The organism is Ruegeria spongiae (assembly GCF_023502395.1).
Taxonomy (GTDB): domain Bacteria; phylum Pseudomonadota; class Alphaproteobacteria; order Rhodobacterales; family Rhodobacteraceae; genus Ruegeria_C; species Ruegeria_C spongiae.
In genome coordinates this window covers 41,928-64,386 of record NZ_JAMFMB010000010.1, presented here as the reverse complement: position 1 = coordinate 64,386, position 22,459 = coordinate 41,928, and the positions used below count along the sequence as shown (strand labels likewise).

The 22,459-nt window shown below is 62.4% G+C and carries 21 protein-coding genes and 1 riboswitch; of the genes, 9 read left to right on the top strand and 12 right to left on the bottom strand.

Annotated elements, in window-relative coordinates; genetic code table 11:
* Window positions 1-8: 8 nt before the first annotated feature.
* Window positions 9-1,361: a 3-phosphoshikimate 1-carboxyvinyltransferase gene (aroA, locus tag M3P21_RS09745; RefSeq protein ID WP_249709659.1), complete on the bottom strand. Its 1,353-nt coding sequence runs from the start codon at window positions 1,359-1,361 to the stop codon at window positions 9-11.
* Window positions 1,362-1,594: 233 nt separating this feature from the next.
* On the opposite strand from aroA, the gene M3P21_RS09740 reads away from it, so the two are divergent.
* Window positions 1,595-2,398 (top strand): hypothetical protein, encoded by an 804-nt coding sequence (locus tag M3P21_RS09740; protein ID WP_249709657.1) that lies wholly within the window; start codon window positions 1,595-1,597, stop codon window positions 2,396-2,398.
* Here the strand turns inward: M3P21_RS09740 and trmB are convergent.
* The 8 genes from trmB to miaB all read right to left on the bottom strand — a co-directional run bounded on the left by trmB (window position 2,395) and on the right by miaB (window position 10,861).
* Entirely contained in the window at window positions 2,395-3,105 is a 711-nt protein-coding gene (gene trmB, locus M3P21_RS09735) for a tRNA (guanine(46)-N(7))-methyltransferase TrmB (RefSeq protein WP_249709656.1), read from the bottom strand. The genes M3P21_RS09740 and trmB overlap by 4 nt on opposite strands.
* 96 nt (window positions 3,106-3,201) lie before the next feature.
* Window positions 3,202-4,383, bottom strand: a complete 1,182-nt coding sequence (metK, locus tag M3P21_RS09730; RefSeq protein ID WP_249709654.1) for a methionine adenosyltransferase — start codon at window positions 4,381-4,383, stop codon at window positions 3,202-3,204.
* Between the two features lie 5 nt (window positions 4,384-4,388).
* Window positions 4,389-4,438, bottom strand: a riboswitch (SAM-SAH riboswitch).
* Window positions 4,439-4,481: 43 nt separating this feature from the next.
* Entirely contained in the window at window positions 4,482-5,987 is a 1,506-nt protein-coding gene (gene lnt, locus M3P21_RS09725; RefSeq protein WP_249709653.1) for an apolipoprotein N-acyltransferase, read from the bottom strand.
* Entirely contained in the window at window positions 5,984-6,871 is an 888-nt protein-coding gene (locus M3P21_RS09720) for a transporter associated domain-containing protein (RefSeq protein WP_249709652.1), read from the bottom strand. Before M3P21_RS09720 ends, lnt begins: the two co-directional genes overlap by 4 nt.
* Complete coding sequence (ybeY, locus tag M3P21_RS09715) at window positions 6,871-7,404, bottom strand: rRNA maturation RNase YbeY (RefSeq protein WP_249709650.1); 534 nt, start codon at window positions 7,402-7,404, stop codon at window positions 6,871-6,873. Before ybeY ends, M3P21_RS09720 begins: the two co-directional genes overlap by 1 nt.
* Window positions 7,405-7,451: 47 nt before the next feature.
* Complete coding sequence (locus tag M3P21_RS09710) at window positions 7,452-8,483, bottom strand: PhoH family protein (protein WP_249709648.1); 1,032 nt, start codon at window positions 8,481-8,483, stop codon at window positions 7,452-7,454.
* Between the two features lie 147 nt (window positions 8,484-8,630).
* On the bottom strand, window positions 8,631-9,383 hold the full coding sequence (locus M3P21_RS09705) for an outer membrane protein (protein ID WP_249709647.1): 753 nt from the start codon (window positions 9,381-9,383) through the stop codon (window positions 8,631-8,633).
* Window positions 9,384-9,541: 158 nt separating this feature from the next.
* Entirely contained in the window at window positions 9,542-10,861 is a 1,320-nt protein-coding gene (miaB, locus tag M3P21_RS09700; protein ID WP_249709645.1) for a tRNA (N6-isopentenyl adenosine(37)-C2)-methylthiotransferase MiaB, read from the bottom strand.
* Window positions 10,862-10,987: 126 nt separating this feature from the next.
* Between miaB and M3P21_RS09695 the strand changes: the two genes are divergently transcribed.
* Window positions 10,988-11,854, top strand: a complete 867-nt coding sequence (locus tag M3P21_RS09695) for a hypothetical protein (RefSeq protein WP_249709643.1) — start codon at window positions 10,988-10,990, stop codon at window positions 11,852-11,854.
* Between the two features lie 69 nt (window positions 11,855-11,923).
* On the opposite strand, the gene M3P21_RS09690 is transcribed toward M3P21_RS09695, so the two are convergent.
* The 3 genes from M3P21_RS09690 to M3P21_RS09680 all read right to left on the bottom strand — a co-directional run bounded on the left by M3P21_RS09690 (window position 11,924) and on the right by M3P21_RS09680 (window position 14,939).
* On the bottom strand, window positions 11,924-12,247 hold the full coding sequence (locus tag M3P21_RS09690) for a hypothetical protein (RefSeq protein ID WP_249709642.1): 324 nt from the start codon (window positions 12,245-12,247) through the stop codon (window positions 11,924-11,926).
* A gap of 9 nt (window positions 12,248-12,256) precedes the next feature.
* Complete coding sequence (locus tag M3P21_RS09685; RefSeq protein WP_249709641.1) at window positions 12,257-12,493, bottom strand: hypothetical protein; 237 nt, start codon at window positions 12,491-12,493, stop codon at window positions 12,257-12,259.
* A gap of 94 nt (window positions 12,494-12,587) precedes the next feature.
* The gene (locus M3P21_RS09680; RefSeq protein WP_249709639.1) at window positions 12,588-14,939 is read right to left on the bottom strand and encodes a mechanosensitive ion channel family protein; all 2,352 of its coding nucleotides are present in this window, start codon (window positions 14,937-14,939) and stop codon (window positions 12,588-12,590) included.
* A 220-nt stretch (window positions 14,940-15,159) separates the two neighbouring features.
* Between M3P21_RS09680 and M3P21_RS09675 the strand changes: the two genes are divergently transcribed.
* From M3P21_RS09675 to M3P21_RS09645, 7 genes are read left to right on the top strand one after another with little or no spacing between them, the layout of a single operon-like run.
* Window positions 15,160-16,440 (top strand): nucleotide sugar dehydrogenase, encoded by a 1,281-nt coding sequence (locus M3P21_RS09675; protein WP_249709637.1) that lies wholly within the window; start codon window positions 15,160-15,162, stop codon window positions 16,438-16,440.
* Between the two features lie 7 nt (window positions 16,441-16,447).
* Window positions 16,448-17,662: a glycosyltransferase family protein gene (locus M3P21_RS09670; protein WP_249709634.1), complete on the top strand. Its 1,215-nt coding sequence runs from the start codon at window positions 16,448-16,450 to the stop codon at window positions 17,660-17,662.
* The gene (locus M3P21_RS09665; RefSeq protein ID WP_249709632.1) at window positions 17,659-18,903 is read left to right on the top strand and encodes a glycosyltransferase family 4 protein; all 1,245 of its coding nucleotides are present in this window, start codon (window positions 17,659-17,661) and stop codon (window positions 18,901-18,903) included. The genes M3P21_RS09670 and M3P21_RS09665 overlap by 4 nt, the downstream gene beginning before the upstream one ends.
* A gap of 3 nt (window positions 18,904-18,906) precedes the next feature.
* A complete protein-coding gene (locus M3P21_RS09660; RefSeq protein ID WP_249709630.1) occupies window positions 18,907-19,977 on the top strand; it encodes a glycosyltransferase family 4 protein in 1,071 nt (356 codons plus the stop codon).
* A gap of 3 nt (window positions 19,978-19,980) precedes the next feature.
* On the top strand, window positions 19,981-20,565 hold the full coding sequence (locus tag M3P21_RS09655) for a histidine phosphatase family protein (protein ID WP_249709628.1): 585 nt from the start codon (window positions 19,981-19,983) through the stop codon (window positions 20,563-20,565).
* Complete coding sequence (locus M3P21_RS09650; RefSeq protein WP_249709627.1) at window positions 20,562-21,704, top strand: glycosyltransferase family protein; 1,143 nt, start codon at window positions 20,562-20,564, stop codon at window positions 21,702-21,704. The genes M3P21_RS09655 and M3P21_RS09650 overlap by 4 nt, the downstream gene beginning before the upstream one ends.
* Window positions 21,701-22,453, top strand: coding sequence for a polysaccharide deacetylase family protein (locus tag M3P21_RS09645; protein WP_249709625.1), 753 nt, complete (start codon window positions 21,701-21,703; stop codon window positions 22,451-22,453). Before M3P21_RS09650 ends, M3P21_RS09645 begins: the two co-directional genes overlap by 4 nt.
* Window positions 22,454-22,459: the final 6 nt, after the last annotated feature.

Here is a 22,459-nt window from a genome sequence, read left to right as displayed (position 1 = left end):
CATGCCGCTCAGCTGTTGTTACGTGTCAGGCGCGCGCCCAGATCCGCCATCAGCGGCTCGAATATCGGGAACGAGGTGGCGATCGGCCCGCCGCTGTCGATGGTGACCGGCGCTTTCGCCCCCATTCCCATCACCATGAAGGACATGGCGATGCGGTGGTCCAGAAACGTTTCGCAGGTGCCGCCACCGGGAACCTGTCCGATACCCAGCCCCTCGACCGACCACCAGTCCTCGCCCTCCTCGACCGTGACGCCATTGGCGCGCAGCCCGCGCGCCATGGCGTCGATCCGGTCGCTTTCCTTGACCCGCAATTCCTTGACCCCCGCCATCATCGTGGCGCCGGTGGCATTTGCGGCCACGACCGACAGCACCGGGTATTCGTCAATCATCGAGGCCGCGCGTTCGGGCGGCACCTCGATCCCTGTCATGTCGGGCGAGTATTTCGCGCGCAGATCGGCCACCGGTTCGCCGCCTTCGACACGCTCGTTCTCATAGGTCAGGTTCGCACCCATCTCGCGCAGTGTGGTAAAGAGGCCCGCACGGGTGGGGTTCAGCCCGATACCCGGCACCAGCACGTCCGAGCCCGGCGTGATGAGCGCCGCGCAGACCGGAAAGGCCGCGCTGGACGGGTCGCGCGGTACCGCGATGATCTGCGGTTTCAACTCGGGCCGCCCGGTGAGCGTGATCACCCGGCCCTCGTCAGTCTCTTCGACCGTGATCTCGGCCCCGAAGCCTGCCAGCATCCGTTCGGTATGGTCGCGGGTTGCTTCCTGCTCGATCACCACGGTCTGACCCGGCGCGTTCAGACCGGCCAGCAGAACGGCGGATTTCACCTGCGCCGAGGGCACCGGCACCTCGTAACGGACCGGAATCGGATCGGCGGCGCCGACAAGCGTCATCGGCAAGCGTCCGCCCGTGCGCCCCACCGCCTGTGTCCCGAACAGCGCCAGCGGGTCGGTGACCCGCGCCATCGGGCGGCCATTGAGGCTGGCATCCCCGGTGAAAGTCACCGAAATCGGACAGGTTGCCATCGCGCCCATGATCAGCCGCACACCGGTGCCCGAATTGCCGCAATCGACCACCTGATCGGGTTCGGCAAACCCGCCAACCCCCACGCCATGCACCGAGTATGCGCCGCCACCGTGATCGGTGACCTCGGCCCCGAAGGCGCGCATCGCCTTGGCGGTGTCCAGCACGTCGTCGCCTTCCAGCAATCCGGTGATCCGGGTCTCGCCCACAGCCAGCGCGCCCAGGATCAGCGACCGGTGCGAGATCGACTTGTCACCCGGCACCTCGGCGGTGCCGGACAGCGGGCCGCAGGGATGCGATGTCATCGGGATGGGCGTGCCGTGTCCGGACATGGGGGCTCCTTCAAAACTGACCAATGGCCGATTACCGAATTGGCCCGGCAGGGTCCAGCGGGAATAGCGCATGGCGGTTCGAGCAGGCTTTGTCGCGGATCACCGGAAAAGCTGTAGGCACCTGTTGCCCGCCACTGGCACACTCCCGGCGAAACGTCCCTCGCCGCGCGCTTCGCAGCATCTGTAGGTTGTGCTATAATCCCCTCATTCATGAATCAATTTACGGAAATTCAATGTCTTTCATCACCAGTTTTCTCGAGAACGGCCCAAAGCGGATATTTCAGCCGAAACGGGCCCATGCCGATGGTGACGCGATCCTCAACCGGTTGGCGTTTCTGGTCGGCTGTGTTGCGATTGGCCTGCCTTTGATCCTGCTGCTCGGGTCTCTTGTGCTGGACAGTTGCTTTCGCGACAGCATCAGTCATTTCTACTACGACCAACTGCTCGGCCCGGTTTTTGTCGGCCTGCTTTACTTCATCGGAGGCTTCCTGATCGCCTATACCGGCGAAACTTTTGTCGAGGACACACTCAGCACCGTTGCCGGATTTGGTGCCTTCATCGTGGCAACCGTCCCCACGTTTCACAGCGGCTGCGAGCTGCAGAAAGAATTTTTGTCCCGTGTCTTTGTTGAATACAAAGTCGGACCGCCGATAGAAGCGGTTCAGGCGCAGGGGCAGGAGTTCTTCAAGCTGTTCAGCGCCGCCAGCAACTGGCACTTAATCGCAGCGGGCATCCTGTTTGTCTTTCTGGCGCTTTATTGTCTTTTCGTGCTGAAACGCGTGATCCCGGCACGACACGAGCAAAACGGCGTGCTGATCGAGAGCAAACGCAAGCGCAACCGACTCTACAGCTATTGCGGGTTAACCATCCTAGCCTGCGTGGCGCTTTTGGTCCTTAAGGACAAAGTCGGGTCGGATTTTCTGAACTGGTGGAACCGCCTGAACCTGACCTTCTTTGTCGAGGCCATCGCGCTCTGGGCCTTTGGCATTGCCTGGTTCGCCAAGGGCCGCGTGTTTTCCACGCTCAATGACGGTTAAGCCGCACGCCGGAAGGTCAGGTAGTGAGGCACCCTGCCTTCGCGCAAGGCCTTCTGCTCGTAGCGGGTCGAGAGCCAATCGTCCCAGGGGTCGCGCCAATCGACAGGTCGCTCGGCCAGCCAGTCGAACCCGGCCTTGGGCACCTCTTCCAGCGTCTGGCGGACATAGTCGGGAATGTCAGTCGCCACCCGAAAGATCGCGCCGGGTATGAGCACCCGCGCCAGCGGTTCCAGATGTTCCTGGGTGACAAAGCGGCGGCGGTGGTGACGCTTCTTCGGCCAGGGATCGGGATAGAGCAGGAAGGCGCGCGAGATCGAGGCCTCGGGCAGCACATCCATCAGATCGCGCGCGTCGCCGGGATGCACCGCCAGATTGCTGACACCCGCGCGCCGGATCTTGCCCAGCAACATCGCCACGCCGTTGATATACGGCTCGGCCCCGATGATACCCACATCCGGGTTGCTCGCAGCCTGATGCACCATATGCTCGCCACCGCCGAACCCGATCTCAAGCCAGACCGGCTTGCCACCAAAGCGCGACTCAAGATCCAGCGGGGTGCGTTCAGGGTTGGCGTCCCAATCCACCACGCCGGGTGACAGTGCGGCAAGGTCTTCGACCAGATAGGTTTTCTGGCTCTGCTTGAGGGTCTTGCCCTTGAGGCGGCCATAGAAATTCCGGTGCGGGCGGGAGGGCGTCTGGTTGCTCATGGCGAGGCCCATAAAGGCTTGCGCGGTGCACTGCAATAGCAGGCCAAATACGAAAGGCGACCCCATGGCCGCCTTTCTGATAGCGCTTGAAGTCAATCAGGCCGCGCGTTTGAGCGCCTCTGCCAGATCGGTGCGTTCCCAGCTGAACCCGCCATCCGCGCTCGGCTCGCGGCCGAAATGGCCATAGGCGGCGGTGCGCTGATAGATCGGCTTGTTCAGGTCCAGATGCGAGCGGATGCCGCGCGGGGTCAGGTCCATGATCTGGTCGACGGCCTTTTCAATCTGCGCGTCGGGCAACAGGCCAGTGCCATGTGTGTCCGCATAGATCGACAGAGGCCGCGAGACACCGATCGCATAGCTGAGCTGGATCGTGCAGCGTTCCGCCATGCCCGCCGCGACCACATTCTTGGCCAGATAGCGTGCCGCATAAGCCGCCGAACGGTCCACCTTGGTCGGGTCCTTGCCGGAAAATGCACCGCCGCCATGCGGGGCCGCACCACCATAGGTGTCCACGATGATCTTGCGCCCGGTCAGGCCCGCGTCGCCATCCGGCCCGCCAATGACAAACTTGCCAGTGGGGTTCACGTGCCATTGCGTCTCATCGCTCAGCCAACCGTCGGGCAGGGTTTCGCGAATGTAGGGTTCCACGAGCAAACGGATGTCATCCGAGGTCAGCGCCTCATCCAGATGCTGGGTCGACAGCACGATCGAGCTGACTCCAACCGGCTTGCCATCGCGGTAGACCACAGATAGCTGCGACTTGGCATCGGGGCCCAGCGCCGGTTCGGTGCCGTTTTTTCGCACCTCGGCCAGCCGCCGCAGAATCGCATGCGAATACTGGATCGGGGCTGGCATCAGCGCCGGGGTTTCGGTGGTGGCATAGCCGAACATGATGCCCTGATCGCCCGCGCCCTCGTCCTTGTTGTCGGAGGCATCCACGCCTTGCGCGATATGAGCAGATTGTTCGTGCAGCAGATTGGTGATCTCGCAGGTGTTCCAATGGAACTTGTCCTGCTCATAGCCGATATCGCGGATGCAGTCGCGGGCGATCTGGTCGATCTTGCCCATGTATTCGTGCAGCTTGTCCTGATCCGACAAGCCGACCTCGCCGCCGATCACGACGCGGTTGGTTGTGGCAAAGGTTTCGGCTGCGACACGCGCTTCGGGCTCTTCAGTCAGGAAGGCATCGAGAACCGCATCCGAGATCCGGTCGCAGACCTTATCCGGATGACCCTCGGAAACGGATTCCGAAGTGAAAGTGTAATTCTGTCGGGACATGCAAGTGCTCCATTAGATGTTTCCCTACCACGCCAGGAAGCCGTTGTGGTGGATCCGAACCGGGATACGCCCGGCGCAGGCGCTGGTCAATCGCAAAATCAGCCAGCGCGCCTGCGATGCAAACCGATCATGCCCCCCAGACCAACCAGGACAAGCACAAACGCGGGCAAATCGCCGGTATAGGCATAGTGCGTCGGTGCAAGTGGCGCTGGAAGCGGTGCATCAATATATCCGTCGAAGCCCAGCGGAATCTGAGCAATTGTCCCGCCATGAGGATCAATCATGGCTGAGATGCCCGTATTGGCCACGCGCACCATGGGCAAGCCCTGCTCGATCGCCCGCATCCGGGCCTGGGCCAGATGCTGATAGGGGCCGGACCACGATCCGAACCACGCATCATTGGTCAGTTGCAGCAACATGTCAGGGCGCGCCGGGGCATTACCCACATCCTGCGGAAACACCGCCTCGTAACAGATCAGCGGCAGCGCCGACCCGACCGGCCCCAGCGACAGCAGTTCAGGTCCGGGGCCGGCGCTGAACCCCTGCCCCGCATTGGCGGCAAAGCCGTGAATGCCGAACCGTGCCAGCAGATCACCAAGCGGCACATATTCACCAAACGGAACCAGATGGTGCTTGTCATAGACGCCGCCCAGTTTCCCGTTGCCATCCAGATAGACGGCCGAATTGTAGATGCGGCCCGAATCATAGCGGCGGATGCCGAGAACCACCGGCACTCCGGTTGCGGCGTCGCTGATGGTCTGGAACACGCCTTCGGCCTCGTCGAGCCAGGTGGGCACGGCGGTTTCCGGCCAGACAATCAGATCGGGACTGGGTGCTGTGGCGGTGAATTCGATCTGGCGCCGGAAGAAACGCGGGATATGCTCCGGGTCCCATTTTTGGTGCTGTGGCGCGTTGGGCTGCACCAGCCGCACGGTTTTGCCCGTCATCACAGCAGGGGCCGCCAAAGCGCTGAAATACACCGCCACCGCCAGCAGGCCGAGCGCGGGCACAGCATTCAGCACGCGCGGCAGCACGTGGCCCGTACCGATCAGCGCAGCCCCCATTGGCAAAGCCGCCGCCAGCGTGGCAATGGCCAGCCCCTGTGGGCCGACGAAGGCAAGCGATTGCGCCAGCGGGGTCTCGACCCAGATTTGTGCCAATGCGGCCCAGGGGAACCCGGTCAGCACATAGGCCCGCGCGAACTCGGCCAGAGACCAGCTGAAAACCAGCAGCCAGCTGCGTCCGACAAGCCCCAACCGCGAAGCCGCGGCCACCCAGAACGCCGCCGCCCAGAACAGCGCCAGCCCGCCCGCCATCAGCACCAGCGCAAACGGCGCCATCCAGCCATGGCGCGGGATGTCCACCAGAAACGGCTCGACAATCCACGCGAGGCCATGACCGAAATAGCCCAGCCCGAAGGCCCAGCCAATCATCGCCGCCCGTTTGCGCGTACAATCCTGCAAGGCAAGGACCGGAAGACAGATCAGCGCCCCCAGCGTCGCAGGCCAGAGATCGTAGGGCGCAAGCCCGAGGGCGGCGATCACACCAAGCACAACCGCCAGCGCCAGCCGTGGTCGCAGGGACCAGCGTAACCGCTGGCTCATCCGGCATTATCCGGCAACATGACGCGCAAACGCTTGATGCGGCGGGGATCGGCCTCGATCACTTCGAATTCCGGGCCATCGGGATGCACCACCACCTCACCCCGCGCGGGCACGCGGCCCGACAGCATGAAGACCAGCCCGCCCAGCGTGTCGATTTCCTCTTCGTCGACATCCTCGTGGCGGGTCAGCGATTGGCCGATCTCGGCCTCGAATTCATCCAGCGGGGTCCGGGCCTGCGCGATGTAGCAGCCCGGCTTGACCTTGAACCATGTCTGATCCTCGCCGGGATCATGTTCATCCTCGATCTCGCCGACCACCTGTTCCAGCAGATCCTCGATGGTCAACAGCCCGTCAACACCGCCATATTCATCGATCACCAGCGCAATATGGCAGCGGTCGGCCTGCATCTTGGCCAGCAAAACGCCCAGCGGCATCGACGGCGGCACATAGAGCATCGGACGCAGCATCGAAGACAGCTCGAATGTTGCGGAATTGCCGTTGAACCCGTGGGTCAGGGCGAAATCCTTGAGATGCACAAAGCCCTGCGGCGTATCGAGCGTGCCTTCATAGACCGGCAGCCGGGTCAGCCCGCTTTCGCGGAAGACCCTGACCAGTTCCTCTCGCGCGATCGAGCCGGGAACCGATACGATCTCGGCGGTGGGGATGGCGACATCCTCGACCCGCAACCGCCGCAGGTTGATCATCCCGGGCAATTGCGCAGCGGGCAGACCGGTTCCGTTTGGTTGTGATTCCTCGGGTGGCTCCCCCGGAGACAGGGCCCCCATGATCCGGCCGAGCAATCCTGCCCTTTCGCCGGTCCCGTCGCTGTCGTTTTCACCCTGCGCGCGATGCGCTGCGCTAGAACTGCCGTCTATGTCGTCCATCAATCCTGTTCCAAATCCCGCGGTCCATCTGGTCCCGCAAACTCATTATATGGGTTATCCAGACCCAGTTTGCCAAGTATCTCGACCTCAAGCCCCTCCATAAGAGTGGCATCACCGTCACGGACATGATCGTAGCCCAGCAGGTGCAGCATACCATGCACGACAAGATGGGTCACGTGATCCTGCAACGCTTTGCCCACCGCTTCGGCCTCTCGGGCGCAGGTATCGTAGGAAATCGCGATGTCGCCCAAGGCGATCTCTCCGGTGAAATCGGGCTCTGGGCGTGCGGGCGTACCGCCATCCCTGTCCGACGCCAATTCAACGGAGGGCCAGCTGAGCACATTCGTCGGCGTGGCCTTGCCGCGAAAGGCCGCGTTCAGCTCGCCAATCCGCGCGTCATCGCAGGCCAGCAGGCTCACTTCGCAGATGTCAGAGGCGATCCCCAGATGAGTGAGCACCGCCGCAACAGCCTGTTCCGCCAGCGGCGACAGGTCGCCCCAGCGGGTGTCTTCCAATGTCAGATCCAGGTCCATGCATGCCTCGGCAAGATCAGCGCAAGCCCCGCGCCGCCGGACCGCGCCTAGCCGGTCCGGGAGGCAGATTCGCGTCCGGAATCGGCCTCATACGCTTCAATGATGGCGGCGACAAGCGGGTGGCGCACCACATCCTTGGCCGTGAAGTAACTGAAATTGATCCCCGGCACATGGCCCAGCAAGCGTTCCGCATCCGCCAGCCCCGAGGGCACGCCGCGCGGCAGGTCAACCTGGCTGCGGTCGCCGGTGATGACCATGCGCGAGCCTTCGCCCAGCCGGGTCAGGAACATCTTCATCTGCATGGTCGTGGCATTCTGCGCCTCGTCAAGCACCACAAAGGCATTGGCCAGCGTCCGGCCCCGCATGAAGGCCAGCGGCGCGATCTCGATCTTCTTTTCCTCGATCAGCTTGGCAAGCTGTTTGCCCGGCAGGAAATCGTTCAGCGCGTCATACAGCGGCTGCATGTAGGGATCGACCTTGTCCTTCATGTCACCGGGCAGATAGCCGAGTTTTTCACCCGCTTCGACCGCCGGACGGCTGAGGATGATCCGGTCGACAAGCCCGGTGATGAACATCGAAACGCCCACCGCCACGGCCAGATAGGTCTTGCCTGTCCCGGCCGGACCGATCCCGAAGGCCAGTTCGTTTTCAAACAGCGACAGCACATAGGCTTTCTGCGCGTCGGTGCGCGGTTCGACCAGTTTCTTGCGGGTCTTGATCTCGACCTTTTCGCCGGTGAACATCTCAAGTTGATCACCGTCGCGCGCGCCGGTCCCCTGCTCGGAATTGCCCATGCGCAATTCGCGGTCGACATCGGCGGCCTCGACCGGGCGGCCATCCTGCAGCCGCTCATAGAGCGACTCAAGCACCTCTTCGGCCTGTTTCTGCGCCGCCTCATCGCCGAGAATCGCAAGTTGATTGCCGCGACGCAGGATCTGCACGCTCAACTTCTCTTCGATCTGGGCGAGATTGCGGTCGTATTCTCCGCAGAGATCAATCAGCAAACGGTTGTCGGGAAACTCAAGAAGCACCTCTTTCGGCGCGTCTTCCTGCGGTGGGTTCAGGGCACCTATGGCCATCCGCTCTCCTGTCATGGCAGTCTGCGTCGAGCGTAGCCAACATCGCGCCCCGCGTGCAAGCGCATGTCGCGCTTTTTCATCTTGCTGAAACAAATCGTGGCGGCGCGGCCCGATTCAGCCCAATGGATGGGCTGAACTGCGCATGGATCAGAACTGGAAATTGAGCCCGAGCCTCAGACCGTGAAAACCCGGTGTGGATTTTGTCGTCACGTTGTCTGTCAGTTCGACGGTTTTGGACTTGAGGTTCACGTATTCGTACTCGCCGGTCAGCGACAGTTGTTCGGTCAGTTTGTGCTCGACCCCCACACCGATCGCATAGCCGTTGCGGCGATCATCACTTTCACCTGAAAGCGTGCCGCCCCCTACGCTGCTGTCGAGACCGGTTTCAACCTTGGAGTTCACATATCCGATGGAGCTGAAATACAGCGTCCGGCCAGACCGGTTGGTGATCCCGCCCTTGAACCGCAATGTGAACATGTCCTTGATCTCGGAGCGTCCTTCAAGGGTGGCTCCAAGTATTTCACCGGTAACGGAATCCTTAATATCGGCAATATCGTACCCTACCTCGAACCCGTAGACATATTGCCGCCCCGTGGCAAAGCGAATCGAATCGCGCCAGCCGCCCCGCACGCCGCCATAAAGGCCATCAGGCTCCATGTCGCCGAGATTACCGGACAGTGTGCCGTTACGCGACACTCCGAACCTGTCCTCGAAACCAAACCCGTAGCCAAGGGAGCCACCCGCGTAAAACCCGTCCCAGTTCGGTGGCTCGGGTGCCTCGACGACTGGGTCCTGCAAGGGCGATTGCACATTGCCCGCAAGAGCGGCACTACCAACGCAGACGGTCAGCAGGATGCCCGGGATCGCCCTGATCCCAAGTGCGGATTTCCATTTCTTCATCGTGAGCCCCCTCACATACTCGACGTTACACTTGCCCGCAGGGGGAACGCTCAACTGGCCCCACCCTTCGCCTGAACCACTACATTTGGGATGATGTAACCCAAAAAACACAATCTGTACACTGCAACCACAACGCTCCTGCCGTAGCGGCGGCAATTTTATGCCAGAACGCCCCGCAAGGAGTTCGCCGCCGAATCGACGATGCGCACGCGGCGCAGGTCGCCAACCTCGACATCGGCGTCATCCACATGCACCGCATGCAGATAGTCTGACTTGCCACCCATCTGCCCCGGAAGACGCCCGGGCTTTTCGAACAGCACCTTGACCTCACGACCTACCATCGAATCCTGAACAGACCGTTGATCCCTTGTGATCAGGGCCTGAAGGCGCTGCAGGCGATCATCGGCCTCGGTCGGATCAACCTGAGGGCGCTCGGCCGCCGGAGTTCCGGGCCGGGTCGAGTATTTGAAGGAATAGGCGTAGCCATATCTGACCTCTTCCACCAGATCGAGCGTGGCCTGAAAATCTGCCTCGCTCTCTTCGGGAAAGCCGACGATGAAATCGCCCGACATCAGGATATCGGGCCGCGCGGCGCGGATGCGCTCGATCAGACGCAGATAGCTTTCGGCCGTATGCGAGCGGTTCATCCGCTTGAGGATCTTGTCCGACCCCGATTGCACCGGGAGGTGCAAATAAGGCATCAGCTTGTCGCAGGTTCCATGCGCCTCGATCAGATCGTCGCCCATGTCATTGGGATGCGAGGTGGTGAAGCGGATACGTTCCAGCCCGTCGATCTTGTCCAATTGCCAGATCAGTTGCGCCAGAGTCATATCGCCCGTCGGTCCGGCGCCGTGATAAGCATTCACGTTCTGGCCCAGCAGCGTGATCTCACGCACGCCGCGTTCGACCAGATCACGTGCCTCGCTCAGGATGCGGTCGACCGGGCGGCTGACCTCTGCCCCGCGAGTATAGGGCACCACGCAAAAGGCACAGAACTTGTCGCAGCCTTCCTGCACGGTGAGAAATGCGGTCGGTCCACGTTTTGCCTTGGGGCGTCTTTTTAGCTGTTCGAACTTGTCTTCTTCTGGGAAATCGGTGTCCAGAGCTTTGGCGCCCTGACGCGTCTTGGCTTCCATCTCGGGCAGGCGGTGGTAGCTTTGCGGTCCGACCACCAGATCGACCAGAGGCTGGCGGCGCATGATCTCTTCGCCTTCGGCCTGCGCGACGCAGCCCGCCACACCGATCTTCAGATCGGGCTTTTCCGCCTTCAACCCCTTGAAGCGACCCAGCTCGGAATAGACCTTCTCCGCCGCCTTTTCGCGAATGTGGCAGGTGTTCAGCAGGATCATGTCGGCATCATCGGCGCTTTGCGTTTCGACATAGCCCTGCCCGCCCAGCGCCTCGGCCATACGCTCGCTGTCATACACGTTCATCTGACAGCCATAGGTCTTGATGAATAGCTTCTTGGGTTCGGACATCGGGCTTTGCCTTTTGCGCTGGCGGGATCGACGCAGGCGTCTATACGGAACGCGCATCGCTTGCAATGCGCACGCAATTAACCGAATTTGTGCCAGCATGCCAGCGCGGCAGACCAAAGGACCCCGATGCAGTACCCCACGCTTGACCGATTTCTGGAAAAGGACGCCGCCCTGTCGGGAACCACCCCGCTTGCGATGATCTTTGTCGAGGATGATGTCGAGGTCGCGACAACGCTGCGCCATCACCTGCAATGCGGGTTCGGAACGGTTCTGGCACTGATGCCCGACACGTTTTCACTGCCTCAGGATGTCGAAACGCGGGTGCACCGCATCAGCTTCGACTGCGGCCCCGAAAGCGCGGTCAGTGCCGCCGTCAACCGGGTGATCGAGGCGGCACCGGGGCGCTGGATGTATTACTGCTACAATGCGGAATACCTGTTCTATCCGTTCTGCGAGACCCGCAGCGTGGGCGAGATGCTGGCCTTTCACCTCGAAGAGCGCCGCGATGCGATGCTGACCTATGTGATCGACCTCTATGCCGACGATCTGGAGCACTCTCCCAATGGTGTGTCACTGGATCGGGCGCATCTGGACAAATCCGGCTATTACGCGCTGGCCCGAACCGATCCGGTCACCGGGCATCCGATGGAACGGCAGCTTGATTTCTTCGGCGGCGTGCGCTGGCGGTTCGAAGAGCATATCCCGAAGGACAGCCGCAAGATCGACCGGATCGCCCTGTTCAGAACCGCGCCCGGCCTGGAATTGCGGGCAAACCACACTTTCGCCGATCAGGAATACAACACGTATGCCTGTCCCTGGCACCACAACCTGACGGCCGCGATCTGCTCGTTCCGCACCGCCAAGGCGCTGAAACGCAATCCCGGGTCGAAATTCGACATCCACAGCTTCCGCTGGCACAACTCCACGCCTTTCGAATGGCATTCGCGGCAATTGCTGGATCTGGGACTGATGGAACCGGGGCAGTGGTTTTGAAGAAACTGGCGCCTCTTTCGAAAGCGCATCCAGTTCCGGTTGGAGCCCGAATGGTCCTTTCGAGGATCGTCATTTACATTCTTCAACAAGTGCCTCGAAGCTGGACCACATAGACGGCTTTGCATCAAAGAACAGCGTGGCAGACCTCGACTTCTTAGAAGTATAGTCACCGCCACAGATGCCAACCGTCTCATTTGAAATGAGGTCGGTTTCTTCTAGCAGGCGGTCGCTCTCCGCTGAAAACTCCTCAAATGCCGCCTTCTCGCCTTTCAGGTGGTGGGACAAAATTGTCATGAGGCGAGATGGCAAAGGAACGTCAAACTCAATCCGTAAAGCAAAGCCTTGATTGTGAGGTCGAAACTCCAAGCTGCGGATTTCAGGAAGGTAAATCACGCGATGGACCTATTTGGCACCAGCAGGCACATCACCACACGGCCTTGAGTATCGCGTAAAGATTTCAAGCGCACATTGTTCAATCTTCACCTCCGTCTGCTCTGTGCGGAAGGTCAGTAAGGCTTCGATTTCTCCTGACAAATCCAAACTTTCTGAATCTTGAGCGAAAGAAACAGAAGGCAACGCGCTGACCATTGCGGCTGCCAAGAGGGTCATCGAACGTCGAATTATGTTCTGAAAGGCCATTCTCTCTGTCTGCTGCCAGAAGCGGAGTCGAGTTTGTAGACCTTCGTCTCTTATTTTCATTTTGGCAAGGTCTGCAAAGTCCGCATTGCCGTCATTAAGGACCCTCCCCACCCGGGCCGATATCGTCCAGATAATCCTCGTCGATCGCCGCTTGTACTGCCCCTGTCACGGCCTCTTTCTGGTTCGGCGTCAGGTCGTCCTCCTTTTTGCCATCGGCCAGCCGCACCGTCACCTCGCGATGGGCAAAGCGGATGCCTTCGCGTTCGAACAGCGCACGGATCTCTTCGAACACCTTCTTGCGCACCAACCACTGATCGCCCGGTTTGGTCATGAACTTGACCCGGATGATCATGGCCGAATCCTGCATCTCGATCACGCCCTGCGATTTCAGGGGCTGGATGAAGTTCTCGCCGATCACCGGATCCTTCAGCAGTTCCTTGCCCAGGTTCTTGATCATCTTGCGCACCCGTTCCACATCGGTGTCATAGGTCACCCGCAGCGGCAGTTTCATGATCACCCAGTCGCGGGAATAGTTGGTCAGCACCTTGATCTCGCCAAAAGGGATGGTGTTGAGCGCGCCCAGATGATGGCGCAGCTGGAACGAGCGGACCGAGATTTTTTCGACCACGCCTTTCACGTCGCCGATGTCAATATACTCGCCCTTTCGGAACGCATCATCGACCAGAAAGAACGCCCCTGAAAAGATGTCGCGCACCAGCGTCTGCGCGCCAAATCCAACGGCCAGACCGACCACACCAGCACCGGCGAATAGCGGGCTGACATTGACGCCCAACTCCAGCAGCGCAATGAGCGAGATGGTGACGACGACGACCGCAAGGATCGCCCCGCGGAACAGCGGCAGAAGCGTGGCCAGCCGCGAGGCGCTGCTGCCGCCGCCTTCGTCGCCCAGTTCACCCTCTTCGGCATCCACGCTCTCCTCGGCGATCTTGCTGTCGATCCAGATGCGGAAGAAATGATAGACGATATAGCCGATGAACAGGATCACCATCACATCCAGCGCCCGCTCGACCGGCAGGTCCTCGGTCCAGCTGGCATCGGGATACCAGATCACAATCAGCGCATAGGCCCCCACCACGAATGCAAGGGCACCTGCCACACGGCGGGCCAGATCCTCATAAGTGGCGATCGGATGGGCCTTGGGGGCGGGAACCTCTGCTTCCCAATCCTCCTCGGCATCAGCATTGGCCAGTTCCTCGTTGATCTGCTGCACCTGCCGCGAGCGCGCGAAATAGCGCTCCAGCACGTAGTTCATTGCGCCATAGGCCACGACCACGGACATGAAGATCGCATAGGTGCCCGCGATCAACGGGATCGGCGAGGGTTTCTCGAGCACCAGATCAAGCGCCAGATCGAACCAGCCAAAGACGATATAAAGCAGGATGACAGGCGCCCAGGCGAACGAGATCAGGCGTAGCAGGAACGACACCTGCTCGGGTGCCCGCCCGCCTCGGATCGCATGCGAGATCGCGCGCGCATTGAACAGCACCATCAGCGCGTTGGCCAGTGCGCCGACGATGGTCAGCGCCCCGTAGACCATCGCATAAACATTATAGTTCAGCCCGAAATCGGCCACCCAAGTTGAAAACAGCACCACTGAAATGTCATAGGTGGCCACGAAGCTCGCCCAGATATAAAGCCGTTTGGCATCGCGGTCCGAAAACGGCGGCAGGCGATATTGCGACAGGTAGGGTGACAGAATCATGCGCCACAGATCCGAGACCGTGCGCGCCAGGAAATAAACGGTGAAAATCGCCGTGACCGTGAACTGGATCGAGATATCGTCGGTCGGCCCGAAGATCAGAAATCCCATGATCGCGGCAAAGAGCATCGCAAAGACGGTGCCGCCGATCCCCATCAGGAAGCGGTAGACCAGAAACGGCATCTTGTCCTGATAGCCCTGCGGGTTTTCCTTGATCCGCGCGACCACATAGCGTTTGGCGATCCGCTTGCCGTAGATTTCAACCGACAGCCAGCGCCCGACCAGCAGCAAAAGCACGTTCCAGAACAGCACCTCGGCATAGGTCATAATGCGCCCGTCGGGGCTTGTCTGCCTGAGGATGTACTGCACCTCGAAGATCGAATAGGGCAGCGCCTCGAGCCGCGACTCAAGCGATTTGCGGAATTCCGAGAACCGCTCCTGTGCTTTCATCAGCTGCGAGCCTTCGGCCATCGGATCGGTGGTTTCGCTGGCGGCCTCGGCATTGCCCGACGCAGTGACCAGATTGCCGCTGCTGTCGATCACAATTACGCTTGCGCCAGCCTGCGACGCCTCGCGAATGGCGGTGGCCAGATCGCCCTGGGCGGCCTCATCGCTGCTGTCTGACGAAGACACGCCGGGCAGATAGGATAGCTGGGCCTGTGACGGGCTGGCCAGGGCCAGCGACAGCAACACAGACACAACAAGGCAGAACAATATGCGGATCATGGCGCCCCGGTTTCCGGAAATGTTTGGTGACAGGACGTTACAGGACTGCGCGGCAGTCTTCAAATGACATGGCAGCACCGTTGCGCGAGCGTGTATTGAGGCCACAGCACGGAACGCATATGTGGATTTCGAGTTTCCAAAGCCCGGGCTTTTCATTAACAGGTCGCGGTGGCGATCGCTGGCGCCGGAAACAACACAGTAAACCGTCGGAGAACACGCAGTGGCAGGCCAGACCCCGGGTGAAAAGATTGCCGTATTGGGCCTTGGCTATGTCGGGCTGCCGCTGGCGCTCGGGCTGGCGCGCGCGGGTTTTGACACGCTGGGATTCGACACCGACGCAGCACATATCGCCGCGCTACTCGAGGGCCACGACAGGGCCGGTGAAGTATCAGAGCAATCGTTGCGCACCACTGCGGCCCGATTCTCGGACGACCCTGCCGATCTGGCGGATCGCAGCACCTACATCCTTGGCATACCCACCCCGATCACCGCTGCCAAGGCACCGGATCTGGGCCCCTTGCGCGCCGCCTGCGGGATGATCGCGCCCTATCTTGCGCCCGGCGATCTGGTGATCCTGGAATCCACCGTCTATCCCGGCGTGACCGAAGAGGTCTGCGGCCCGCTGCTGGCAGACGAGAGCGGGCTGCGCCTTTTTGATGATATCCGCCTGGGCTATTCACCCGAACGGGTGAACCCCGGCGATGCCGAACATGCGCTGGAAAGCCTGATCAAGGTCATCTCGGCCCAGGACGGCGCCACGCTGGACCGGGTCGAGGCGATCTATGCACCCGTGATCAAGGCGGGCGTGCACCGGGCCAGCTCGATCAAGACCGCCGAAGCCGCCAAGGTGATCGAGAACACCCAGCGCGACATCAACATCGCCCTGGTCAACGAATTCTCGTTGATCTTCTCGCGACTGGGCCTGGACACGCTGGAAGTGCTCGAAGTTGCGGGCACCAAGTGGAACTTCCTGCCCTTCAGGCCGGGGCTGGTCGGCGGGCATTGCATCGGCGTCGATCCCTATTACCTGACCTACCGTGCTGAACAGGAAGGATACCACCCCGAGGTGATTCTGGCCGGGCGTCGGATCAACGACAATATGGGCCGACACGTGGTGCAGGAGTTGGTGAAGCGGATGCTTGAGCGCAAGATCAACCCCAGCATGGCGCGGGTGCTGGTCATGGGCTTCACGTTCAAGGAAAATTGCACCGACATCCGCAACACCCGCGTGGCCGACATCCTGACCGAGTTGCGGGACTATTCCGTAACCGTCGATCTGCATGACCCCTGGGCCGATGCCGAGGCGATCCGGCAGGAATACGGGTTCGATATGACCGCAACGCCGGAAACCGGCACCTATGACGCCATCATTGTCGCCGTCGCCCATCATCAATTCGTCGAAATGGGTGCAAAAGAAATCCGCGCACTCGGGCGGCCGGGCGCGGTTTTGTTTGACATCAAGGGCATTTTTGACAAAACCGAAGCTGATCTGAGGCTTTAGGCAAGGCATGAACTGGGGCAGCAAAATCGAAGAACCCGGACGCGCGCCGCGTATCATGCTCTACAGCCATGATACGTTTGGCCTGGGCCATCTACGCCGGTCCCGCGCTCTGGCCGCGGCGATCACCGCAGCGCATCCCGATGCCTCGGCGCTGATCCTGACCGGCTCGCCTATTGCCGGGCGCTTTACCTTTCCGCGCCGTGTCGACCATGTCCGCCTGCCCGGTGTCACCAAACGCAGCGACGGCTCTTACACGTCGCGCACCATCGGCATGGGCATCGAAGAGGTCACCGAGCTGCGCTCGGGGCTGATCCAGACCACTGCCGAGCAATATGACCCCGATATCCTGATCGTCGACAAGGAACCGACCGGATTTCGCGGTGAGTTGCTGCCGACCCTTGAAAAGCTGCAGAAGCAGGGCCGCACGAGGCTCGTGCTGGGCTTGCGCGATGTGCTGGACGCGCCCGATGTGCTGGCCGCCGAATGGGACCGTAAGGATGCGGTTTCCGCCACCGAGCGATTCTATCACGAGATCTGGATCTATGGCCTGCGCTCGATCTACGACCCGACAGCCGGGCTGCCGCTGTCCGAGGCGGCGCAGGCGCGAATGCACTGGACCGGCTATCTGCGGCGCGAGCTTGGCACCACCGACGAGCCGCCCGAACAGCCCTATGTGCTGATCACGCCGGGCGGAGGCGGCGATGGCCGCGCGCTGGTCAACCTGGTGCTCAGCGCCTATGAACAGGACCCCGACCTGAACCCGCGCGCGGTGCTGGTCTATGGCCCGTTCCTGTCGGGCGAGTTGCGCGCCGAATTCGAGGCCCGTGTCGCCGCACTGAACGGGCGGGTGACCGCTGTGGGGTTCGAATCCCAGATTGAAACACTGTTTGCAGGTGCCGCCGGTGTGGTCTGCATGGGCGGCTACAACACGTTCTGCGAGGTTCTGTCCTTTGACAGCCGCGCCGTCATCGTGCCGCGCACCGTGCCCCGGATGGAACAATGGCTGCGCGCCTCGCGCGCCGAGCAACTGGGCCTGATCCGCATGCTGGACGAACAGCGCGACGGGCTGTCCCCCGATGCGATGATCCGCGCCATCCGCGAGTTGCCGAAACAACCGTTGCCCTCGCAGGCGATCCGCGACGGGCTGCTGGACGGGCTGGATTACGTCACCCACCGGGTGGCGGTTCTGCTGGGCGAAGTGGGCGAGCAGGCCGCCGAATGACCGCCCAGGCGCCAAAACTGGCGGTGCTGGTCAAAGGATGGCCGCGCCTGTCAGAGACCTTCATCGCGCAAGAACTCGTCGCGCTGGAAGAGGCCGGTCACAGTTTCGAAATCTGGTCGCTGCGCCATCCGACCGATGTGAAACGCCACCCGCTGCATGACCGCCTGCAAGCCTCGGTACGCTACCTGCCGGAATACCTTTATCAGGAACCGGATCGCGTCTGGGCCGCCCGCACCATCGCCGCGACCCTGCCCGGCTACGGCGAGGCGTGGCGCGTCTGGCGCGCCGATTTGCGCCGCGACCCGACCCATAACCGCATCCGCCGCTTCGGACAGGCCTGCGTGCTGGCAGCGGAATTGCCCGATGCGGTGACCGGGCTTTATGCCCATTTCCTGCACACACCCTCATCCGTGGCCCGCTACGCCGCGATCATGCGCGGCCTGCCCTGGAGCTTTTCCGCCCATGCCAAGGACATCTGGACCTCGCCGGAATGGGAGTTGCGCGAAAAACTCGCCACCGCCTGCCATGGTGCCGCTTTCGGAGCCACCTGCACCGCCTTCGGGGCCCGGCATCTGCGGTCGCTGTCAGACGATCCGGCGCGGGTCGATCTGGTGTATCACGGGCTGGACCTGAGCCGCTTCCCGCTGCCTGACAAACGCCCGCCCCGCGCGGTCGGCGCAGCCTTCCACATGCTCTCGGTCGGGCGGCTGGTCGAGAAAAAGGGGTTTGACCGGCTGCTGGACGCATTCGCGCTTTTGCCCGGTGAACTGGACTGGCACTGGACCCATATCGGCGGCGGTGAACTGGCCGAAGCACTGGCCGAACAGGCACGACAGCTTGGTCTCTCGGACCGGATCACCTGGCGCGGCGCCTGCGACCAGCCCGAGGTGATCGCCGCCATGCGCCAGGCCGACCTGTTCGTGCTGCCCAGCCGCATCGCGGCCAATGGCGACCGCGACGGGTTGCCCAACGTTCTGATGGAGGCCGCCTCGCAGCGTCTGCCGATCCTGTCCACCCCGGTCTCGGCGATCCCGGAACTCATCACCTCGGGCACCCACGGTCTGCTGGCGGCGGACACTCCGCAGGCGCAGGCAGCGGCCATCATCAGACTGGCGTCAGAGCCGGAACAGGCGCAGCAGATGGCCGAGGCCGCGCTGGACCGGCTGCGCAACGCCTTTGGCATGGCACCAGGCATCTCGCGCCTGTCGGCGCGGCTGTCCGATCTGTGCGGGGCGGCCTGACCTATGCCCCGCGCCGCGTTCTACGCGCCCATGAAGTCTCCTAACAGCCCGGTGCCCTCGGGCGATCGCGAAATGGGCCGTAACCTGATGCGGGTGCTGGAACGTGCCGGGTATGTGCCTGATCTGGTCTCGGAGTTGCGCATCTACGACAAGCAGGGCGATACCGCGCACCAGAACCGACTGCGCGCCGAGGCCCAGGACGAGGCCACGCGCCTGATCCGCGACCTGTCCGATGACACCGCCATCTGGGTCACCTATCACAGCTATTACAAATCGCCCGACCTGCTTGGCCCAACTGTGAGCCGTGCGCGCGGCATACCTTACGTGCAAATCGAAAGCACCCGCGCCAGCAGCCGTCTGACCGGCCCGTGGGCCGGTTTCGCGCAGGCAGCGCACAGGGCCAGCGACGCCGCCGATGCCATATTCTACCTCACCGCCAATGATCTGATCACGCTGGAACGCGAGCGTTTCGGCGACCAGAAACTGGTGCATCTGCCGCCATTCCTGCCGAATGACACCCTGCCGCCCGCCGCCGCGCTGGACGGCCCGATGCTGACCGCCGCAATGATGCGCGCAGGCGACAAGCTGGCCTCTTACACGCTTATCGCGCAAACGCTGGACCTGTTGCAGGGCGACTGGCAATTGCAGATCGCGGGAGACGGCCCCGCCCGGCCCCAGGTCGAGGCGCTGATGGCACCCTTTGGCGACAAGGTCCGGTTTCTGGGTCAGCTCGACCCCGACGCCATGGTCGAGACCTATCAGCGTGCCGCGCTATTCTTCTGGCCCGGCGTGAACGAGGCGTTCGGCATGGTCTATCTCGAAGCGCAGGCCGCAGGCCTGCCAGTTGTCGCGCAGGACCGACCCGGCACGCGAGATATCCTGCTGCCGACAGAGTACCCGGACCCCGATGATGGCCCACAGGCGCTGGCGGAACGGATCAACCAGCTTCGCGACTCGCCCGCGATGCGTCGCGACTTGGGCGCGCGGGCCCGCGCCATGATCGCGCGGACCCACCTGTTGCCCTCGGCGGCGGCCACGCTGCGCGACACGCTCGATGATCTGGTGAAAGGCTGACCCATGCCAAAACTTGCTCTTCTGCGCCATGGCCATACCGACTGGAACCGCGCCGGTCGCATTCAGGGGCGCAGCGACATTCCGCTGGATGACGAGGCCCGCGCGACATTGATGCAGTACCGCCTGCCTGCCGAATGGCAAGACGCGGCGCTCTGCTCCAGCCCGCTTGCCCGCGCGGTCGAGACCGCCCGGATCGTCGCGGGGCGCGATCCGGCGCCCTTCGCCGCGCTGACCGAGATGGATTGGGGTGACTGGGAGGGGCAGCGCGGCGTTGATCTTCTGGCCCAACCAGAGAGCGGCTTCCGCCACATCGAGGATTGGGGCTGGGACTATCACGCGCCGGGTGGTGAAAGCCCGGCCCGGCTGCGTGATCGGCTGCAACCCTGGCTCGCCGGGTTGGACCGTGACACGCTGGCGGTGTGCCATATCGGCGTGATGCGGGTGCTGCTGGCGCAGGCCTGGGGCTGGGATTTTTCCGGCCCCGCCCCCTTCCGGATCAAGCGCAACCGGCTATACATCCTGTCCCTGCCCGATCTGACACCCGAGCCCGAACCAATCCGCCTTGTCAAACGTGAGACCCCCCAATGAAGCTGATGATCGTCGTCACGCATCTGCTGGGAACCGGCCATCTGAGCCGCGCGCTCACGCTTGGGCGGGCCTTTGGTGCGGCGGGGCATCAGGTCTTTCTGATTTCGGGCGGCATGCCCGCACCGCAGTTGAATCATGACGGCCTCGACATCCTGAACCTGCCACCCGTGCGTTCGGACGGGGTGGATTTTACCCGGCTGCTGGACGAGACCGGGCTTGCAGCCACGCCAGAGTATCTGACAGCGCGCCGGGCCGCGCTCTGCGCCGCGCTGCGCCAGTTCGCGCCCGATGTCATCATCACCGAGTTGTTCCCGTTCGGTCGCCGCATCCTGAGCGCCGAGTTCACCGCGCTTCTGGACGCCGCCGCGATATTGCCAAAACGCCCGATGATCCTTGCCTCGATCCGCGACATCCTCGCGCCGCCGTCGAAACCCGCCAAGGCCGAGAGGGCCAAACAGATCATCGCACAGCATTATGACGGCGTGCTGATCCATTCCGACCCGGCCCTGACCCCGCTTGAGGTCAGTTGGCCGGTCACCCCCGCCCTGCAGGCCAAGCTGCATTATACCGGATATGTCGCCCCACCCCCGTCCGGCCCGCACCCCGAGGGCGCGGGCAGCGGTGAGGTGCTGGTCAGCGCCGGGGGCGGCTCGGTCGGGACACCGATCTATCGCGCGGCCCTTGGCGCGGCAGCTCTGACGCCGGATCTGCGTTGGCGAATGCTGGTCGGCGGCAAGGACGCGTCTGACCGGATCGCAGGGCTGAGGGCCGAACATGACCTTGCAAATGTGATCCTGGAAAAGGCCCGCCCGGATTTCCGGCAGATGCTGTATCATGCCACGGCCTCGGTCAGCATGTGCGGCTACAACACCGCGCTGGACCTGCTGCAGGCGGGTACGCCCTCGGTGCTGATCCCCTTCGATGATGGCAATGAGGTCGAACAGGGCCTGCGCGCCGACAGCCTTGCGCGCGAGCCATTCATGCAGGTGCTGCGCAGCGCTGACCTGACATCCGAAACGCTGGCCGCCTCGGTCCGGCAGGTCGCGGGTCAGACCTCTGGCGCTGGGTCGACCGGCCAGTTCGATGGTGCGACCCGCAGCGTCGAGATCGTCGAAACCTTGCTGGAGACGCATTCATGACCCCGGACTGGACCCCGCTTGACGCCGAACTGGCTCTTTGGCAGCGGGCGGACCTGACCCTGCCGCTCTGGTGGCGCGATGATGATGCCACCGCGCCCACGCCCGCGCTTGACCGGTTGCACGATCTGTCCGTTGAAACCGGCCTGCCGGTGCATCTGGCGGTGGTGCCGGAGCCGGCCCTGCCCGCATTGGCAGACGTAACGCGGGATCGCGAGATGTTGATCCCCGTGGTACATGGCTGGGCGCATCGCAACCATCAGAACCCCGACAGCAAGAAGTCCGAATTTGGCGCCGACCGGTCTGCCGAGTTGGCGCTGGATGATGCACAACGCGGCCTGACCCGGATGCGCGATCTCTTCGGGGATGACCTCATCCCGATGTTTGTGCCGCCATGGAACCGCATCTCGGAGGAGGTGATCGCGGGCCTGCCACGGCTGGGGTACAGCGCGCTATCGACCTTTATGCCCCGCAATGCGCAGAATGCGGCCCCCGGTCTGGAGCGGATCAACACCCATCTCGACCCGATCGACTGGCGCGGCACGCGCGGGCTGGTGAACGCAAACACGCTGATCACTCAGGTCACGGCGCAATTGCGGGACCGGCGCGAGGGGCGCGTGGACAACGGCGAACCTTACGGCCTGCTGACGCATCACCTTGTCCATGACGACGCGATCTGGCAGTTCACCCAGGAATTGGTAACACGGCTGATCCGGGGTCCCGGCCAGCCATGGACCATGCCAAGACAATGAAGGACG

Bases quoted from the DNA above. Each gene is read 5' to 3' on its own strand.
- aroA (WP_249709659.1), bottom strand. From the start codon at position 1,361: ATGTCCGGACACGGCACGCCCATCCCGATGACATCGCATCCCTGCGGC.
- M3P21_RS09740 (WP_249709657.1), top strand. From the start codon at position 1,595: ATGTCTTTCATCACCAGTTTTCTCGAGAACGGCCCAAAGCGGATATTT.
- trmB (WP_249709656.1), bottom strand. From the start codon at position 3,105: ATGAGCAACCAGACGCCCTCCCGCCCGCACCGGAATTTCTATGGCCGC.
- metK (WP_249709654.1), bottom strand. From the start codon at position 4,383: ATGTCCCGACAGAATTACACTTTCACTTCGGAATCCGTTTCCGAGGGT.
- lnt (WP_249709653.1), bottom strand. From the start codon at position 5,987: ATGAGCCAGCGGTTACGCTGGTCCCTGCGACCACGGCTGGCGCTGGCG.
- M3P21_RS09720 (WP_249709652.1), bottom strand. From the start codon at position 6,871: ATGGACGACATAGACGGCAGTTCTAGCGCAGCGCATCGCGCGCAGGGT.
- ybeY (WP_249709650.1), bottom strand. From the start codon at position 7,404: ATGGACCTGGATCTGACATTGGAAGACACCCGCTGGGGCGACCTGTCG.
- M3P21_RS09710 (WP_249709648.1), bottom strand. From the start codon at position 8,483: ATGGCCATAGGTGCCCTGAACCCACCGCAGGAAGACGCGCCGAAAGAG.
- M3P21_RS09705 (WP_249709647.1), bottom strand. From the start codon at position 9,383: ATGAAGAAATGGAAATCCGCACTTGGGATCAGGGCGATCCCGGGCATC.
- miaB (WP_249709645.1), bottom strand. From the start codon at position 10,861: ATGTCCGAACCCAAGAAGCTATTCATCAAGACCTATGGCTGTCAGATG.
- M3P21_RS09695 (WP_249709643.1), top strand. From the start codon at position 10,988: ATGCAGTACCCCACGCTTGACCGATTTCTGGAAAAGGACGCCGCCCTG.
- M3P21_RS09685 (WP_249709641.1), bottom strand. From the start codon at position 12,493: ATGGCCTTTCAGAACATAATTCGACGTTCGATGACCCTCTTGGCAGCC.
- M3P21_RS09680 (WP_249709639.1), bottom strand. From the start codon at position 14,939: ATGATCCGCATATTGTTCTGCCTTGTTGTGTCTGTGTTGCTGTCGCTG.
- M3P21_RS09670 (WP_249709634.1), top strand. From the start codon at position 16,448: ATGAACTGGGGCAGCAAAATCGAAGAACCCGGACGCGCGCCGCGTATC.
- M3P21_RS09665 (WP_249709632.1), top strand. From the start codon at position 17,659: ATGACCGCCCAGGCGCCAAAACTGGCGGTGCTGGTCAAAGGATGGCCG.
- M3P21_RS09660 (WP_249709630.1), top strand. From the start codon at position 18,907: ATGCCCCGCGCCGCGTTCTACGCGCCCATGAAGTCTCCTAACAGCCCG.
- M3P21_RS09655 (WP_249709628.1), top strand. From the start codon at position 19,981: ATGCCAAAACTTGCTCTTCTGCGCCATGGCCATACCGACTGGAACCGC.
- M3P21_RS09650 (WP_249709627.1), top strand. From the start codon at position 20,562: ATGAAGCTGATGATCGTCGTCACGCATCTGCTGGGAACCGGCCATCTG.
- M3P21_RS09645 (WP_249709625.1), top strand. From the start codon at position 21,701: ATGACCCCGGACTGGACCCCGCTTGACGCCGAACTGGCTCTTTGGCAG.